General features: G+C 74.1%; 18 protein-coding genes. 11 read left to right on the top strand and 7 right to left on the bottom strand.

Annotation, left to right across the window (positions count from 1 at the left end):
- Positions 1–40 precede the first annotated feature (40 nt).
- A complete protein-coding gene (locus tag OG710_RS05165; RefSeq protein WP_330238267.1) occupies positions 41–1168 on the top strand; it encodes an alpha/beta hydrolase family protein in 1128 nt (375 codons plus the stop codon).
- Between the two features lie 186 nt (positions 1169–1354).
- Positions 1355–2665 carry a hypothetical protein gene (locus OG710_RS05160; protein ID WP_330242159.1) on the top strand — a complete coding sequence of 437 codons (1311 nt, stop codon included), beginning with the start codon at positions 1355–1357 and terminating at the stop codon, positions 2663–2665.
- Positions 2666–2710: 45 nt separating this feature from the next.
- Here the strand turns inward: OG710_RS05160 and OG710_RS05155 are convergent, their stop codons facing one another.
- Entirely contained in the window at positions 2711–3124 is a 414-nt protein-coding gene (locus OG710_RS05155; RefSeq protein WP_330238266.1) for a VOC family protein, read from the bottom strand.
- Positions 3125–3384: 260 nt separating this feature from the next.
- On the opposite strand from OG710_RS05155, the gene OG710_RS05150 reads away from it, so the two are divergent.
- The 3 genes from OG710_RS05150 to OG710_RS05140 all read left to right on the top strand — a co-directional run bounded on the left by OG710_RS05150 (position 3385) and on the right by OG710_RS05140 (position 6466).
- Positions 3385–4983, top strand: coding sequence for an ABC-F family ATP-binding cassette domain-containing protein (locus OG710_RS05150; RefSeq protein WP_111333193.1), 1599 nt, complete (start codon positions 3385–3387; stop codon positions 4981–4983).
- A 319-nt stretch (positions 4984–5302) separates the two neighbouring features.
- Positions 5303–5524 (top strand): helix-turn-helix domain-containing protein, encoded by a 222-nt coding sequence (locus tag OG710_RS05145; protein WP_018518904.1) that lies wholly within the window; start codon positions 5303–5305, stop codon positions 5522–5524.
- Between the two features lie 150 nt (positions 5525–5674).
- Positions 5675–6466, top strand: coding sequence for an enoyl-CoA hydratase/isomerase family protein (locus tag OG710_RS05140; protein WP_111333195.1), 792 nt, complete (start codon positions 5675–5677; stop codon positions 6464–6466).
- 77 nt (positions 6467–6543) lie between these two features.
- On the opposite strand, the gene OG710_RS05135 is transcribed toward OG710_RS05140, so the two are convergent.
- Positions 6544–7254 (bottom strand): hypothetical protein, encoded by a 711-nt coding sequence (locus tag OG710_RS05135; protein ID WP_330238265.1) that lies wholly within the window; start codon positions 7252–7254, stop codon positions 6544–6546.
- Positions 7255–7347: 93 nt separating this feature from the next.
- Here OG710_RS05135 and OG710_RS05130 point away from each other — a divergent pair, with 93 nt between their 5' ends.
- Genes OG710_RS05130 through amaP form a run of 5 tightly spaced genes read left to right on the top strand, consistent with a single transcriptional unit; the run spans position 7348 to position 9683 of the window.
- Positions 7348–7830 (top strand): Asp23/Gls24 family envelope stress response protein, encoded by a 483-nt coding sequence (locus OG710_RS05130; protein WP_111333197.1) that lies wholly within the window; start codon positions 7348–7350, stop codon positions 7828–7830.
- A gap of 35 nt (positions 7831–7865) precedes the next feature.
- Entirely contained in the window at positions 7866–8057 is a 192-nt protein-coding gene (locus OG710_RS05125) for a hypothetical protein (RefSeq protein ID WP_111333199.1), read from the top strand.
- Entirely contained in the window at positions 8054–8416 is a 363-nt protein-coding gene (locus OG710_RS05120; protein WP_111333201.1) for an Asp23/Gls24 family envelope stress response protein, read from the top strand. The genes OG710_RS05125 and OG710_RS05120 overlap by 4 nt, the downstream gene beginning before the upstream one ends.
- The gene (locus tag OG710_RS05115; protein ID WP_330238264.1) at positions 8413–9099 is read left to right on the top strand and encodes a DUF6286 domain-containing protein; all 687 of its coding nucleotides are present in this window, start codon (positions 8413–8415) and stop codon (positions 9097–9099) included. The genes OG710_RS05120 and OG710_RS05115 overlap by 4 nt, the downstream gene beginning before the upstream one ends.
- Positions 9096–9683, top strand: a complete 588-nt coding sequence (gene amaP / locus OG710_RS05110) for an alkaline shock response membrane anchor protein AmaP (protein ID WP_330238263.1) — start codon at positions 9096–9098, stop codon at positions 9681–9683. Before OG710_RS05115 ends, amaP begins: the two co-directional genes overlap by 4 nt.
- A gap of 57 nt (positions 9684–9740) precedes the next feature.
- Here the strand turns inward: amaP and OG710_RS05105 are convergent, their stop codons facing one another.
- The 5 genes from OG710_RS05105 to OG710_RS05085 form a co-directional block, all read right to left on the bottom strand.
- Positions 9741–10496, bottom strand: a complete 756-nt coding sequence (locus tag OG710_RS05105) for an SDR family oxidoreductase (protein ID WP_111333207.1) — start codon at positions 10494–10496, stop codon at positions 9741–9743.
- A 4-nt stretch (positions 10497–10500) separates the two neighbouring features.
- Complete coding sequence (locus tag OG710_RS05100) at positions 10501–12327, bottom strand: glycoside hydrolase family 15 protein (RefSeq protein ID WP_330238262.1); 1827 nt, start codon at positions 12325–12327, stop codon at positions 10501–10503.
- An 82-nt stretch (positions 12328–12409) separates the two neighbouring features.
- Positions 12410–13213 carry an SURF1 family cytochrome oxidase biogenesis protein gene (locus tag OG710_RS05095; RefSeq protein ID WP_330238261.1) on the bottom strand — a complete coding sequence of 268 codons (804 nt, stop codon included), beginning with the start codon at positions 13211–13213 and terminating at the stop codon, positions 12410–12412.
- 132 nt (positions 13214–13345) lie between these two features.
- Positions 13346–13579, bottom strand: coding sequence for a hypothetical protein (locus tag OG710_RS05090; RefSeq protein WP_026171732.1), 234 nt, complete (start codon positions 13577–13579; stop codon positions 13346–13348).
- 63 nt (positions 13580–13642) lie between these two features.
- The gene (locus OG710_RS05085) at positions 13643–14650 is read right to left on the bottom strand and encodes a DEDDh family exonuclease (protein WP_330238260.1); all 1008 of its coding nucleotides are present in this window, start codon (positions 14648–14650) and stop codon (positions 13643–13645) included.
- Positions 14651–14737: 87 nt separating this feature from the next.
- On the opposite strand from OG710_RS05085, the gene OG710_RS05080 reads away from it, so the two are divergent.
- On the top strand, positions 14738–15451 hold the full coding sequence (locus tag OG710_RS05080; RefSeq protein WP_111333215.1) for a VIT1/CCC1 transporter family protein: 714 nt from the start codon (positions 14738–14740) through the stop codon (positions 15449–15451).
- Positions 15452–15504: the final 53 nt, after the last annotated feature.

The raw sequence follows: 15504 nt of genomic DNA, 5'->3' as shown, positions 1-15504 counted from the left end.
CCCGCTGGCATCGGGCCGCCCCGACCCCGACACTGGGGGTGTGCGCCCGGTTACAGCGACGGCAGCGGCCGTCACCACACTCATCGGCGCCGGCGCGGCAGCCGTCGCGGCCGGCCGGATCGCCGGCGACGTCGCGCTGAAGACGCCGCCCGGACGCCCGCTCCCCGCCGACCCCGAACTCACCGTCCACGCCACGGCCGCCGGACAGATCACCCTGACCCGGTCCCTCACCTCGCTGCGCCCCGGCACCTACGGGCTGGCGGGCAAGGACGTCCACGCCGTCATCGGCCCCGTGCTCGACCGGGCCCACCAAGCGGCCGACACCGTCGTACGACGGCTGGAACGCGTCGGTCAGGGCATCCTGGCCCCCGGCGACAAGGTCCGCATGACACCCCAGGTGCACAGCGGCGACCCCGGCAGCGCCCTCGGCCTCGACTTCCGCGAGGCGGAGATCCCCGGCGAACTCGGCGCGCTGCCCGCCTGGCTCGTCCCCGCACCCCGCGCCACCTGGGTCATCACCGTCCACGGCATCGGCACCACCCGCGAGCACCCCCTGAACCTCCTGGGCTTCCTGCACGGCCAGCAGCTCCCCGTGCTCGACATCGCCCACCGGGGCGATCCCGGCGCCCCCCGCTCCCCGGACGGGCTCGGCCACCTCGGCGAGTCCGAGTGGCGCGATCTGGACGCCGCCATCCGCTTCGCCGTCCGCAACGGCGCCCGGCGGGTCATCCTGTACGGCTGGTCCACCGGCGCGACCATGGCCCTGCACGCCTGCGCCGGCTCCGCCCACCGCGACCGGATCGCCGGCCTCGTCCTCGACTCCCCGGTGCTCGACTGGACCGACACCCTGCGCGGCCTCGCCGCCGCCCGAGGCGTCCCCGCCGCACTGCTGCCGCTAGCCGTGCGCGCCGCCCAGGGCCGGACCGGGCTCGGCGGCACCGGACTCCTCGACACCTCGCTGCCGCTCAGCCTGCACGTCCCGACCCTGATCTTCCACGGCCCCGACGACACCCTGGCCCCCTGGAAGCACTCCCGCCGGCTCGCCGCGGGCCGCCCCGACATCGTCACCCTGCACACCGTGGACCACGCGCCGCACGCCGCGATGTGGAACGCCGACCCGGCCCGCTACGAGGAGACCCTGCGCCGCTTCCTCACGCCCCTGATGTGAGTCGATGTGCCGGTTCGGCCGTTTGGTGCCCGCCGGGCGCACGGGCCTGCGAAGACCGGTGAACCGCGTTCCGTTTGGGCTTTCGGGCCGTCAGGGGCAAGACTGCTCCCCGTGACGTCCCGTACCCCGCGCGACTCCAGGCTGCGACTTGTCCGCCCGCGACCCCTCACCACCGCTCGCAAGGCAGTGACCACCCGGCGCACCAGGCCCGCGCCGCGCCCGCCCGAGGGCACCCCGCCCAGGGCGGAACTGGCGCGCCAGGCCAGGACGGCCCTCGCCGACGCCGTACGGATCGCCCGCTGGGCGGCCGGCGGGGGCGACCCCGGCAGCCCGCCGCTCGCCGCGGGCGCCCTCGAACACGTCGCCGCCGCGCTGGAACTCTCCCCGGCGCAGGTCCGCTCCGGCTGGGACCGGGCCCGCCTGGCCGGGCTCGTCGAACTCCACGGCGACACCGCGCGGCCCGGCTGGCGGCTGCGCGCCTGGGACCGGGACGACTCCGCCGTGCTCCGGGGCTGGGTGGCCCTCTTCGACGCCTGGTCGCTCGTCCACCCCGCGCCGCTGGACGTCGAGTCCACCGTCGTCGCCGAGGCCGTCGAAGCCGTGCCCCAGGTCCTCTCGCTGCTCCAGCTCTCGGCCGGACCCGTGCCCGTACCCGCCCTGCTCGACCTGCTGGGCCAGCGCGTCGCCGAACTCCACGAGGAGCGCTGCGAGGTCCCGTACGGCCCCGAGCCGCTGCCCGGCCCCGCCGAACCGGCCCCCACCGCCCACGCCCCGGAACTCGTCGCCCTCCTGCTCGACTGGGCCCTCGAAGGGCTGGCCGCCGTCGGCGCGCTCACCCTCGGCAACGGCCACGCCACCCTCACCCCCCTCGGCAACTGGGCGGTCTGGGTCAAGCTGGAACAGATCTGCGTCGCCGCCCAGAGCCCGGCCGGCAACATCGAGCAGGCCGCCGCCGACATGCTCCTGGGCTGCGCCCGGCTCACCCCCGGCCCCGCCCGCGCCGAATACCGCGCCTGGCTGGCCGCCCGCCCGGTCGGCAGCGCCGTCGCCGAACTGCTCGACGTCGCCCGCGGCGAGGACGCCCTGCTGCGCGGGCTCGCCTTCGAGGCGCTGCGCGTGGTCGGCGCCCCCGCCGAACCCGAGGTCCGCGCCGTCCTCGCCGACCCGCCGCTGCGCCCGTACGCGCTGCTCTGGCTCGCCGAGTACGACGGGACCGACCCGGAGGACGCCCAGGAGGTGCTCAGCCGCGAGGAGGCCACCTGGCTCTGGGTCGACACCGCGGCGGCCGTCGCCGACCACGGCGAGACCGGCCTCCTGGTGCGCCACCTCGACTCGGCGGTCCAGGGCACGGTCCCGGCCCTGCTGGACGAGATCCGCGCCGTCGGCCATCCGCGCACCGTCCAGGTCCTGGTCGCCCTGGCCGCCGCCCACCCGGACCCGGCCCTGGCCAAGGCCGTCCGCAAGGCGGCGTTCCAGGTCCACACCGGCGGCTCCTGACCGGAGCGGGGCGGGGCGGGCCCGTCGTGCGCTCGCCCCCGCCCCTCAGCGCGCCGCCCCCGGCGCGTACGTCCCGAAACTCCAGACGTTGCCCTCCGCGTCGCGCGCCATGTAGTCGCGCGAGCCGTAGTCCTGGTCGGTCGGCGGCATCAGGATCTCCACCCCGTGCTCCACCGCCCGCGCGTGGTGCGCGTCGACCTCCGTGACCACCACGTACACCCCGGCGGGGCCCGCTTCCGCCATGGCCCGCGCGAAGACCCCCTCGCGGCCCCGCGAGCCCAGCATCACCCTGCCGTTGCCGCAGGACAGCTCCGCGTGCGCCACCGACCCGTCCTCGGCCTCGTACACCGCCTCCTTCGTGAAGCCGAAGGCCTCGGTGAGTGTTCTGATCGCCGCCTTCGCGTCGTCGTAGAGGATCGTGGGGTACACCGTCGGCACACCCGCTCCCGCGTCCGCCATCGTGCTCAGCCCCTTCCGTACGGCAGCGCCGTCCCGTGATCTGTGAGCTGTGTCTCAGTCTGGCACCGGGCGCCGGTGCCGTCCCGCCGGCACCGCCCGCGCCGCGGAGGAGCCGCGCACCGGGCGCGGAAAAGTAGTTGGACACCGCCAGTAGACTGGCCTCCATGGCAGTCCTCCTTGTGCGTGTGCGTGAGTAACGGCGTCCAGTCGTCACCGCCTGTCGTTCCTCCGCCCTTCCTTCCGCTCTGGAGTACCTCCCCGTGATCACCGCCTCCGGCATCGAGCTGCGCGCCGGCGCCCGTCTCCTCATCGAATCCGCCAGCTTCCGCATCGCCAAGGGCGACCGCATCGGTCTCGTCGGCCGCAACGGCGCCGGCAAGACGACGCTCACCAAGTGCCTGGCCGGCGAGGGCACCCCCGCCGCCGGCACCATCACCCGCTCCGGCGAGGTCGGCTACCTCCCCCAGGACCCCCGCACCGGCGACCTCGACGTACTGGCCAGGGACCGGGTGCTGTCCGCCCGCGGCCTGGACGAGATCCTGCGCAAGATGCGGGAGAACGAGGACCGGATGGCGAACGGCAAGGGCGCCACCCGCGAGAAGGCGATGAAGAAGTACGAGCGCCTGGAGACGGAGTTCCTCACCAAGGGCGGGTACGCCGCCGAGGCGGAGGCCGCCACCATCGCCGCCGCGCTCAGCCTGCCCGACCGGGTGCTCGGCCAGCCGCTGCACACCCTCTCCGGCGGTCAGCGCCGCCGCGTCGAACTGGCCCGCATCCTCTTCTCGGACGCCGACACCCTGCTCCTTGACGAGCCCACCAACCACCTCGACGCGGACTCCATCGTCTGGCTGCGCGACTACCTCAAGACCTACCGAGGCGGCTTCGTGGTGATCTCCCACGACGTCGAACTGGTCGAGACCGTCGTGAACAAGGTCTTCTACCTCGACGCCAACCGGTCGCAGATCGACGTCTACAACATGGGCTGGAAGCTCTACCAGCAGCAGCGCGAGGCCGACGAGAAGCGCCGCAAGCGCGAGCGCCAGAACGCCGAGAAGAAGGCCGCCGCCCTCAACGCGCAGGCCGACAAGATGCGCGCCAAGGCCACCAAGACCGTCGCCGCCCAGAACATGGCCAAGCGCGCCGACCGGCTGCTGTCCGGCCTTGAGGAGGTCCGGGTCGCCGACAAGGTCGCCAAGCTGCGCTTCCCCGACCCCTCGCCGTGCGGCAGGACGCCGCTGATGGCGGAGGGCCTGTCCAAGTCCTACGGCTCGCTGGAGATCTTCACCGACGTCGACCTGGCGATCGACAAGGGCTCCCGCGTCGTCATCCTCGGCCTCAACGGCGCCGGCAAGACGACGCTGCTGCGGCTGCTCGGCGGCGCCGAGCAGCCCGACACCGGCCGCGTCGTCGAGGGCCACGGCCTCAAGCTCGGCTACTACGCCCAGGAGCACGAGACCCTGGACCCGGACCGCACGGTCCTGGAGAACATGCGCTCCGCCGCGCCCGACCTGGACCTCGTCGCCGTCCGCAAGACGCTCGGCTCGTTCCTGTTCTCCGGGGACGACGTGGACAAGCCCGCCGGGGTGCTCTCCGGCGGTGAGAAGACCCGCCTCGCCCTGGCCACGCTGGTCGTCTCCTCCGCCAACGTCCTCCTGCTGGACGAGCCCACCAACAACCTGGACCCGGCCAGCCGCGAGGAGATCCTCGGCGCGCTGCGCACGTACAAGGGCGCCGTCGTGCTCGTCACCCACGACGAGGGCGCGGTCGAGGCCCTTCAGCCGGAGCGCATCATCCTGCTCCCGGACGGCATCGAGGACCTGTGGGGCGCCGACTACCGGGACCTGGTCGCGCTGGCCTGATCCACCGCACCGGATCATTCGGCCCAGCCGGAATCCATCATCTGCGTGAGTACGTCTCGTACCTCGGCGCGGCGCCCGGCAGACGGCTGCCGGGCGCCGTCGTTTCCGGCGCCCAGCCCTTGGGGGCCCTGACCTGGACGTTCCTCCGCGGGCCCCGGCCGGGCGGTTCGCAGCCGCCGTCGGCATGGGGCATTCCGGGCCCGCGGGCGCACCACCGGGGCGTGAATCCGGTCGCACCGACCTTGCCGAATGGGTGGCCAGGAAGCGCCCGAGGGGTGATCATGAGAGTCCAGAGCGCACTTCCCATGAGGAGGCACGGGTGGCCGAGACTCTGAAGAAGGGCAGCCGGGTGACCGGCGCCGCGCGCGACAAGCTCGCGGCAGACCTGAAGAAGAAGTACGACTCCGGTGCGAGCATCAGGGCGCTGGCCGAGGAAACCGGCCGCTCCTACGGGTTCGTCCACCGGATGCTCAGCGAATCCGGAGTGACGCTCCGCGGACGCGGTGGCGCCACACGAGGCAAGAAGGCCGCGACGGCCTGACGGCCGGCAGCGGACGGGGCACGTCACGGGACGGCCCCGGCGGGCTCCCGGTCCGGGTGCGGCCACCCGGTCGATCGTATGCTCGATCCGGTGGTTACTGTTCAGTCACTTAGCTCCATGTGCTGACTGCACCCGATCCGGAGGCTCCGTATGACCTCGCTCGACTCCGTGCTCGACAAGGACGGCGTACGACTCACCGTCGACGACGCGGTCGCCACGGTGACCCTCACCAACCCGGCCAAGCGCAACGCCCAGTCTCCCGCTCTGTGGCGGGCGTTGACCGAGGCCGGACGGGCCCTGCCCGGCAGTGTGCGGGTCGTCGTGCTGCGTGCCGAAGGCGTGTCGTTCTCCGCCGGACTCGACCGCCAGGCGTTCACCCCCGAGGGGTTCGACGGCGAGCCGTCGTTCCTGGACATGGGGCGCGGCCCGGAGGCCGAGCTGGACGCGCTGATCGCCGGGTACCAGGAGGCGTTCACCTGGTGGCGCCGCAACGACCTCGTGTCGATCGCGGCCGTCCAGGGGCACGCCATCGGCGCGGGCTTCCAGCTCGCCCTCGCCTGCGACCTGCGCATCGTCGCCGACGACGTCAAGTTCGCCATGCGCGAGACCAGCCTCGGACTGGTCCCCGACCTCACCGGCACCCACCCCCTGGTCCACCTCGTGGGCTACGCCCGCGCGCTGGAGATCTGCGCCACCGGCCGCTTCGTCCACGCCGACGAGGCCGAGCGCACCGGCCTGGCCAACCTCGTCGTGCCCGCCGGGGAGCTGGAGGCCGCCGCCCGCGATCTGGCCGGCGCCCTGCTCGCCGCCCCGCGCGACGCCGTCATCGAGACCAAGGCCCTGCTGGGCGGTGCCCTCTCGCGTACGTACGAGGAGCAGCGCGCCGCCGAACGGGCCGCGCAGGGCCGCCGCCTGCGCGACCTGGCCGGCGCCCTCGACTGACGTACGCCGGTCCACGACCGATGTACGGGCCGGCCGGCCCGGTCGCGCACCGGCCGGCCCGCTGCGGCGCCCCCGGGTCAGCCGGCGGGGGACTCCCCGGACACCGCCGTGACCAGCACCGCGACCGGCTCCCGGCCCTCCGGGACGCCCGCCACCGCCTCCCGGACCGCCCGCGCCACGTCGAGCGCGCGGTGACCGCCCCGCGTCGCCAGCTCGATGCGCACATGGTCCTCGCCCGTCCGCACCGCCGGGCCCAGCACCCCGGTCAGCGCGGCCACCCCGGTGACCGAGGCGGCGGCGCGCCCCACGGCGTCCTCCGCGGCCGCCGGGCGCACCTCCACCGGCTCCGGCTCCACCCGTTCGGGCGCGCCGTCGAGCAGTCCCGTCACCCGGACGTCCACTTCGGCGACCACCAGTCCGAGCCGCCGCGCGGCGGCCGACAGAAGGGCCGCGCGCAGTGCTTCGGCGGCTGCGGGCAGGGGCCGGTCGGCCGTCGCGGTCATCGTCGCCTCGATTCGTAGGGGGCCCGGCGGCAGCGCGCTCGGGGGCGGGGGCACCTGGGCGGCGGGGGCGGAATCCGGGTCGGCCACGGCGATCCGCAGCTCCCCGAGGACCGGGCCCGCCGCCGGGTCGTACACCGCCCGGCGCAGCACCGCGACCGCCGCCCGTTCCGCGATCCAGGCGCCGTCCGCCGGACCGCCCAGGGGGAGCAGCCGCCCCAGCGAGAGCCGTTGCCGTACCGCGGCCGTCCACGCGTGCGCCCTGTGCGGGCCGTCAGCCGTCGTCATGACCACCAGACTGCCGTATCCACGGCGCGAGTCGGGGCAAGCGCCCTTAATGTGGGCAAAGAAGTCAAACCTGCCCCGAAGGGAAGAACGGCGATGACCGAGACCCCACAGCGGAACCGGCCCGAGAACCCCGACAGCGGCACCTCGGGCGGCAGCAGTCTGACCAAGCGCGGCGGCGGCGACCCCGGCACCCGAGGCCGCACGACGATCGCCGACGGGGTCGTCGAGAAGATCGCCGGAATGGCGGCACGGGACGTCGTCGGGGTGCACGCGATGGGCAGCGGCCTGTCCCGCACCTTCGGCGCGGTCCGCGACCGGGTCCCCGGCGGCTCCAAGTCCGTCACGCGCGGCGTCAAGGCCGAGGTCGGCGAGTCCCAGACCGCGCTGGACCTGGAGATCGTCGTCGACTACGGCGTGTCCATCGCCGACGTCGCCCGCGACGTACGGGAGAACGTCGTCGCGGCCGTCGAGCGCATGACGGGCCTGGAGGTCGTCGAGGTCAACATCGCCGTCAGCGACGTGAAACTGCCCGACGACGACGATGACGACGACGGGTCGGAGTCGCGCGTCCAGTAGGTCCAGGCGTCCGCAGCAGCTGAGGAGTACACACGATGAGCATGGCTGTGGTCGGCCTGTTGGCCGGCATGGCGCTCGGTTTCGCCGGGTATTTCGGCGGGTTCGGCGCCTTCCTGCTGGTGGCCGCCCTCGGAGCGGTCGGCTTCGTCGCCGGCCGCTTCTTCGACGGCGACCTCGAACCCGGTGACTTCTTCCGGAGTCGCGAGCGCGGCGACCGGCGGAGGTGACGGCGTTGTCGGGGGCGAGCGGAGCGGTCGAGGCCGGGCAGCGGGGAGAGACGAGGATCGCCGACCGGGTGGTCGCGAAGATCGCCGCACAGGCGGCGAAGGAGGCGGTCGACGCGGCACCGAAGGAGGCCGCGTCGCCGCGCGCCACGGTCACCGTGCACCGGGAGACCGCCCGCGTACGGGTGAGCCTGGAGCTGGGATATCCCGGTGACATCGGCCACCAGTGCGGTGCCGTGCGTCGGAGGGTCGCCGAGCGGGTAAAGGCGTTGGCGGGGATGGAGGTGCCCGAAGTGGCCGTACAGGTCGAGCGCCTGCACCCCGCGGGAGCGAGCCTCGCGGCACAGGGGAGGATGCGATGAACCGGCCCCACGACCCGGACGACGGCACCCGGAAGCCCACCGGCCCAGGGCCGGTGGAACAGGGCGACGTCCTCCAGCTCGACCAGTCCGCCTCCTCGGCGGACTACGAACCCGCACCGGACGAGGAGCGGCCCGCCGGCGGCGCGGGCCGCTTCTGGTCCGCCCGCCGCATCCCCGCCGGCCTCGTCGCCGCGGTGGTCCTCGGCGCGAGCGGCCTGCTCCTCTACGACGTGGCGGCGGTCCGCGCCGGACACCCCGCGATGCAGTGGCGCCGCTCCCTCGCGGACGGCCTCGCGACCCGCCGCCTCGACGACGTCTGGGTGCTCACCGGCGCGTCCGTCGCCGCGGCCCTGGGGCTCTGGCTGCTGCTCCTGGCGCTCACCCCCGGCCTGCGCGACCTGCTGCCGATGCGCCGTACGCACCCCGATGTGCGCGCCGCGCTCGACCGTACGGCGGCCGCCATGGTCCTGCGGGACCGGGCCGTCGAGGTGGCGGGCGTCCAGTCGGTCCGGGTCCGGATGGGCCGCTCCAAGGTGGGAGTGCGCGCCGTGTCGCACTTCCGGGAACTCGACGACGTACGGGCCGACCTGGACACCGTGCTGTCCACGGGCATCCGGGAACTGGGACTCGCCAGGCGGCCGCGCCTGTCGGTCCATGTCCGCCGGCCGGCGAAGAAGGGGTGAACGGCGTGCTCAGGACCGTCAACCGGGTACTTCTGGCGCTCGCCGGACTGGTACTGATCTGCGTGGGTGGCGGCGTGCTCACCGCCGCCGCAGGACTCTCCGTACCGTCCTGGTGGCCCTGGTACGGCAAGCACGACGTACTGCTCAGCGACGCCGACCGGGACCGCTGGCGCGGCGAGGGCTGGTGGTGGCCGACCGTGATCGCGGTCCTCGCCGTCCTGGTGATCCTCGCCCTGTGGTGGCTGCTCGCCCAGCTGCGCCGCTCCCGCCTCTCCGAGGTGCTGGTGGACAGCGGCGACGGCGAGGGCGCCCTGCTGCGCGGCCGGGCCCTGGAGAGCGTGCTCGCCGGGGAGGCGGGCGCCCTGGACGGGGTCTCCCGCGCCCGGGTCACGCTGACCGGCAAACGCTCGGCCCCGGCCGCCCGCGTACGGCTGCTGATGGAGGCGCACGCCGCGCCCGAGGAGGCGCTCGGCCGGCTGGGCGACGAGGCGCTGGCACACGCGCGGGACTCCGCGGGGCTGGCCCGGCTGCCCGCCGAGGTCCGGCTCAAGGCGGTCAAGCACCGGGCCGCGCGCGTCAGCTGACGGCGGTACGGGCCGGGGCGCGGGGCGTGCGGCCCCGCGTCCCGGCCCCGCGCGGGCTCAGAAGCCGTGCCGGTGGCCGCCGTCGACCGGCACCATGATGCCCGTCAGATACGAGGCGGCGGGGGAGAGCAGGAACGCCGCCGTGCGGCCGAACTCCTCCGGGGTGCCGTAGCGGCGCAGCGGGATGTTCGCCTCGTTCGCGGTGCGCGCCGCCTCCGCGTCGCCGGAGAGCGCGTCCAGCTCCCGCACCCGGTCCGTGTCGATCCGGGCCGGCAGCAGCCCGACCACCCGGATGCCGCGCGGCCCCAGCTCGTCGGCCATCGACTTGGCGACTCCGGCCAGGCCGGGGCGCAGCCCGTTGGAGATGGTCAGGCCGGGGATCGGTTCGTGGACGGAGCCGGAGAGCACGAAGCCGATGACCCCGCCCTCGCCGAGGGCCGCGGCGGCCGCCCTGGCCAGCCGTACCGCCCCCAGGAAGACGGACTCGAAGCCCGTCCGCCACTGCGCGTCGGTGTTGTCCGCGATGCCGCCGGGCGGCGGGCCGCCGACGCTGATGAGGATGCCGTCGAGCCGGCCGAGCCCCTCGCGGGCCGCCTCCACCAGCCGTTCGGCGGCGGTCGGGTCGGCGTTGTCCGCGGCGAGCCCCACGGCGTCCGGCCCCAGCTCCCCGGCGGCCTCGCGGGCGCGCTGTTCGTCGCGACCGGTGATGATCACCTTGGCGCCGTCCGCGACCAGGGCCCGCGCGGTGGCGAAGCCGAGCCCGCGCGTCGCGCCGGTGACGATGTACACACGGTCCTTCAGTCCGAGATCCATGGCCCTATCCTGCCGTGCCGGACTCCGCGCCGCCCTCGGCGGCCCGCTCCTCGGCCGGCCGGGCCTCCGCCAGCGCGACCGCCGTACCGACCAGGCCGATGTGGCTGAACGCCTGCGGGAAGTTGCCGAGCTGGCGCCCGGCCGCCGTGTCGTACTCCTCCGCCAGCAGCCCCACGTCGTTGCGCAGCGCCAGCAGCCGTTCGAACAGCTCGGTGGCCTCCTCGGTGCGCCCGGTCAGCCGCAGCGCGTCCGCCAGCCAGAACGAGCAGGCCAGGAAGGCGCCCTCGCCGCCCGGCAGCCCGTCGATGGAGCGGCCGTCGGTGCTGTAGCGGCGCACCAGGCCGCCACTGCCCAGCTCCTCGCGGACCGCGTCCACCGTGCCGATCACCCGCGGGTCGTCCGGCGGCAGGAAGCCGGTGCGGGCGATCAGCAGCGTCGCCGCGTCCAGCTCCCGCGAGCCGTAGGACTGGGTGAAGGTGTTGCGGACCGGGTCGTAGCCCTTCTCGCAGACCTCCCGGTGCACGGCGTCCCGCATCGCCCGCCAGCGGTCGGCGTCCCCGGCCAGCGTGGGGTCCTCCTCCAGGCTGCGCACCGCCCGGTCCGCCGCGACCCAGGCCATCACCTTGGAGTGCACGAAGTGGCGCCGCTGCCCCCGGATCTCCCACAGCCCCTCGTCCGGCTCGCGCCAGGTGGACTCCAGGAACCCGAGGAGGCTGAGCTGCAGGCTCCAGGCGTGCGGCTTGTCGTCGAGACCGGCGTCACGGGCCAGCCGGAGCGAGTCGATGACCTCCCCGTACACATCCAGCTGGCGCTGGCGCACCGCCGCGTTGCCGATCCGGACCGGGGCGGAGTTCTCGTAGCCGCGCAGCCAGTGCAGTTCGGACTCGGGGAGCCTGCGCTCGCCGGCCAGCCCGTACATGATCTGGAGGTCCGCCGGGTCGCCGGCGACCGCGCGCAGCAGCCAGTCCCGCCAGGCGGCCGCCTCCTCCAGATAGCCGGCCGAGATCAGCGCGCCCAGGGTGAGCGTGGAGTCGCGCAGCCAGCAGAACCGGTAGTCCCAGTTCCGTACGCCGCCGATCTCCTCGGGCAGCGAGGTGGTGGGGGCCGCCACGATGCCGCCGGTCGGGCCGAAGGTGAGCGCCTTGAGCGTGATCAGCGAGCGGACCACGGCTTCCCGGTAGGGCCCCTCGTACTTGCAGCGGGAGGACCACTGCGCCCAGTCGGACAGGGTGTTCTCCAGCGCCTCGAAGGGGTCGACGCGCTTGGGGCGCGGCGAGTGCGAGGGGTGCCAGGTCAGGACGAAGGCCACCTTCTCGCCCGCCGAGACGCTGAAGGACGAGCAGGTCGAGAACTGCTGGCCCCAGGTCTTGACCGGCGGCTCGCTGCGCAGCCAGGCCGAGTCCGGCCCGGCGACGGCGACCCGGTGGCCGTCCGAGCGGCGCATCCACGGCACGATGGACCCGAAGTCGAAGCGCAGCCGGATCACGGACGACATGTCGACGGTGCCGCTGACACCCTCGACGATCCGCATCACGTCCGGTTCCTTGTCGCGCTGCGGCATGAAGTCGATGACCTTGACGGTGCCGGTGCGCGTCTCCCAGTACGTCTCCAGGACCAGGGACTCGCCCGCGTAGGCGCGCCGGGTGCACACGTCCGCGCCCTTGGGCGCGATCCGCCAGTGGCCGTTGTCCTCGTCGCCGAGCAGGGCGGCGAAGCAGGCGCCCGAGTCGAAGCGGGGCAGGCACAACCAGTCGACAGAACCGTTTTTGCCGACGAGGGCCGCGGTCTGGAGATCGCCGATGAGGGCGTAGTCCTCGATGCGTGGGGTCACGTTCAGGCGTCTTCCCGAACCGGGCCCCCGTTAAGCAGGGAGTGTGCCAGGAGAGGCGGGTGTCACCCCTGCGGAGCCGCCGTCACGCCTGCGCGGGCTCGGGCTCCGGCGCCGCGTCGGCCTCGGCGGCCGCCTTCGCCGCCGCGACCCGGTCGCGCTTCTCGCGCCGGGCCAGGACCACGAAGCCCACCGGAACCCCGGCGGCGAACAGCCACCACTGCACCGCGTAGGCCATGTGCGGGCCGATGGAGCCGTCGTCGGGCGCCCCGATCGTCTCGGGCGAGCCGTTCGACGGGGCGGGGCCGGTCAGCTCGATGTAGCCGCCGAGGACCGGGCGGCCGAGCAGCCGGGCCTGCTGCGCGCTGCTGATCAGCATCACCTGACGGTCCGGAAGGCCCGCGAGGTCCTTGATGCCGCTCGCGCCGGTCGTCTCGTCGGCCTTCAGCCGCCCGGTGACGGTGACCTCGCCCCTCGGCGCGGCCGGTACGTCGGGGAAGGCGTGCTGGTCGGATGCGGACGGCACCCAGCCGCGGTTGATCATGACGGTGCCGCCGCCCTTGAGGTCGAACGGCACCAGGACGTGCACGCCGATGGCGCCGTCGTTGGCGGTCCTGCGGCGCACGACGACCGTGTGCTTCTCGTCGAACGTCCCGGTGGCCGTCACCGTGCGCCAGTAGTCGGCGCGCGGGACGGTGTGGCCGGGGGAGGTGAGCCGGGACACCGGGACCGGGTCCGCCTTGAGGTTCCGCGAGATCAGGGCGTTCTGCGCGACCTTGTGCTCGTGCCGGTGCAGCTGCCAGAAACCCAGCTCGACCATCGTGGGGATGAGGACGAGCGAGAGGAGGGCGAGGAACAGCCACTGCCGGGTCATCAGGAAGCGGTACACCCCACGACCGTACAACCGCATACGGGGCGCATCGCGCACGGGGTGGCCGAAGGGGCGGCCGGAGGCGTGGCTCGGGGCACGGCGGAGGGCGCTGCGGAAGGGGGCGGCCGAAGGGGAGGCCGCCCCGTGTCCTCAGACTCTGTCGACGATGCCCACCTTCCCCTCCGCACGGGCGCAGTGCCCGCCGCAGAACCAGTGCCCGTCCACCTCGACCCCCTGGCCGATGACCTGGACCCGGCAGTGCTCGCAGATGGGCGCCATGCGGTGGATCGCACAGGCGAAGCAATCGAACACATGGACCGCGCCCTGGGCGTGGACCTCGAAGGACATCCCGTAATCGTTTCCGCAGACCTCACAACGTGCCATGCGCCACAGGGTGGGACGCGCGGGCGGCGGCGCACCGGCGGCGGGCGGCGCGTCGCCCCCGGTTCACTCCGATGACCGCGTCGGTCCCGGCACCCTCGCGACGGCCGGGGCGACGTCCCGCAGAAGATGGGTGAACGCGCTCTCGTCCACGATCGGGGTGCCGTACGCCTTCGCCTTCACCGTCTTCGACGTCGCCGAGTCCGGGTCGTTGGTGACGAGCAGGCTGGTCAGCCGCGACACGCTCGTCGCCACATGCAGCCCCGCCTCCACCGCCCGGTCCTCCAGCAGCTCCCGGTCGACGGAGGTGTCCCCGGAGAACGCCACCCGCATGCCCTGCATGAGCGGCTTCTCCTTCTCGTACCGCCCCGGGTTCGGATACGGGCAGGCCGGACGCTTGCGCGAGGCGCGCCAGGTCGTGTGTCCCCCGTACGAGGACGGCGCCCCGGTCCGCGGCGTCACCGGCGACTGCGACCACTCGGTCAGCGGCCGGCACTCCAGGAGCGGCAGCCGCACCCCGCCGCGCGCCGCCGCGTGCAGGCTCGGGCGGAACGCCTCGGCCAGCACCCGCGCGTCGTCCAGCGCGTGGTGCGCGTTCTGCTGGACCACGCCGAAGTGCGCGGCCAGCGACGCCAGCTTGTGGTTGGGCAGCGGCAGCCGCAGCTCCTTGGCGAGCGCGATGGTGCACAGCCGCTGCCGGACCGGCGCGGCCACCGAGGCCCGCGCGTACTCCCGCGCCAGCATCGACCAGTCGAACGCCGCGTTGTGCGCCACGAGCACCCGGTCCGCGAGCCGTTCGGACAGCTCGGCGGCGATCTCGGGGAACAGCGGGGCCCCCGCCAGGACGTCGCTCGTCAACCCGTGGATCCACACCGGGCCCGGATCGCGCTCCGGGTTGACCAGCGTGTACCAGTGGTCCTCGACCTCGCCCCGCGCGTCCAGGCGGTACACGGCCGCGGACACTATCCGGTCGTCACGGGCGAGCCCGGTGGTCTCCACGTCGACGACCGCGTACCCCTGGGGGTAGGCGGCCGGCCACGGCACTGCGGTCTGCGGGTCGTCGAGCATGGTCACAGAGAATACGGGCCGTGTCCGACAGGGCCCCATTCGGTATTCGGTGTCGGCCCCCGGCCGGGCCGCCGCAGGTGCGACGATTCCGGGATGACACGACCTCCCGCGCACGACGAACCGCACGGCAACGGCCTGGGCGCCCGGCTGAACTGGCTGCGCGCGGCCGTCCTCGGCGCCAACGACGGCGTCGTCTCCACCGCCGGGCTCGTGGTCGGCGTGGCCGGCGCCACCGACGACCGGGGCGCCCTCCTGACGGCCGGACTGGCCGGACTGCTCGCCGGATCGCTGTCCATGGCGGCGGGCGAGTACGTGTCGGTCTCCACCCAGCGCGACTCCGAGAAGGCCGCCCTCGCCACCGAGAAGCGCGAGCTCCAGGAGACCCCGGAGGCCGAACTCGCCGAGCTGACCGGCCTGCTGGAGGCCAAGGGCCTCAGCCACGAGGTCGCCCGCGAGGCCGCCGTCCAGCTCACCGAACGCGACGCGCTGCGCGCCCACGCGGAGGTCGAGCTGGGCATCGACCCCGACGACCTCACCAACCCCTGGCACGCGGCGGGCGCCAGCTTCCTCGCGTTCACCGTCGGCGCCCTGCTGCCCCTGCTGGCCATCGTGCTGCCCCCGTCCGGCCTCCGGGTGCCGGTGACCGTCCTCTCCGTCCTCGCGGTCCTGGCCGTGACGGGCTGGTGGAGCGCCCGCCTGGGCGAGGCCGCGGCCCGCCCGGCGGTGCTGCGCAACATGAGCGGCGGAGCGGTGGCCATGGCGGTCACCTACGCGGCGGGCCATCTGCTGGGAGCGGCGGGGGTGTAGGGCCGCAGCGCGAGGCGCGCCGTCTGTCGGAAGGTGCCAAAGAGTGTTGACAG

Source organism: Streptomyces sp. NBC_00525 (assembly GCF_036346595.1).
Taxonomy (GTDB): Bacteria; Actinomycetota; Actinomycetes; order Streptomycetales; family Streptomycetaceae; genus Streptomyces.
Note: the sequence above shows the minus strand (reverse complement) of the source record. Positions and strands in the feature narration are given on the sequence as shown.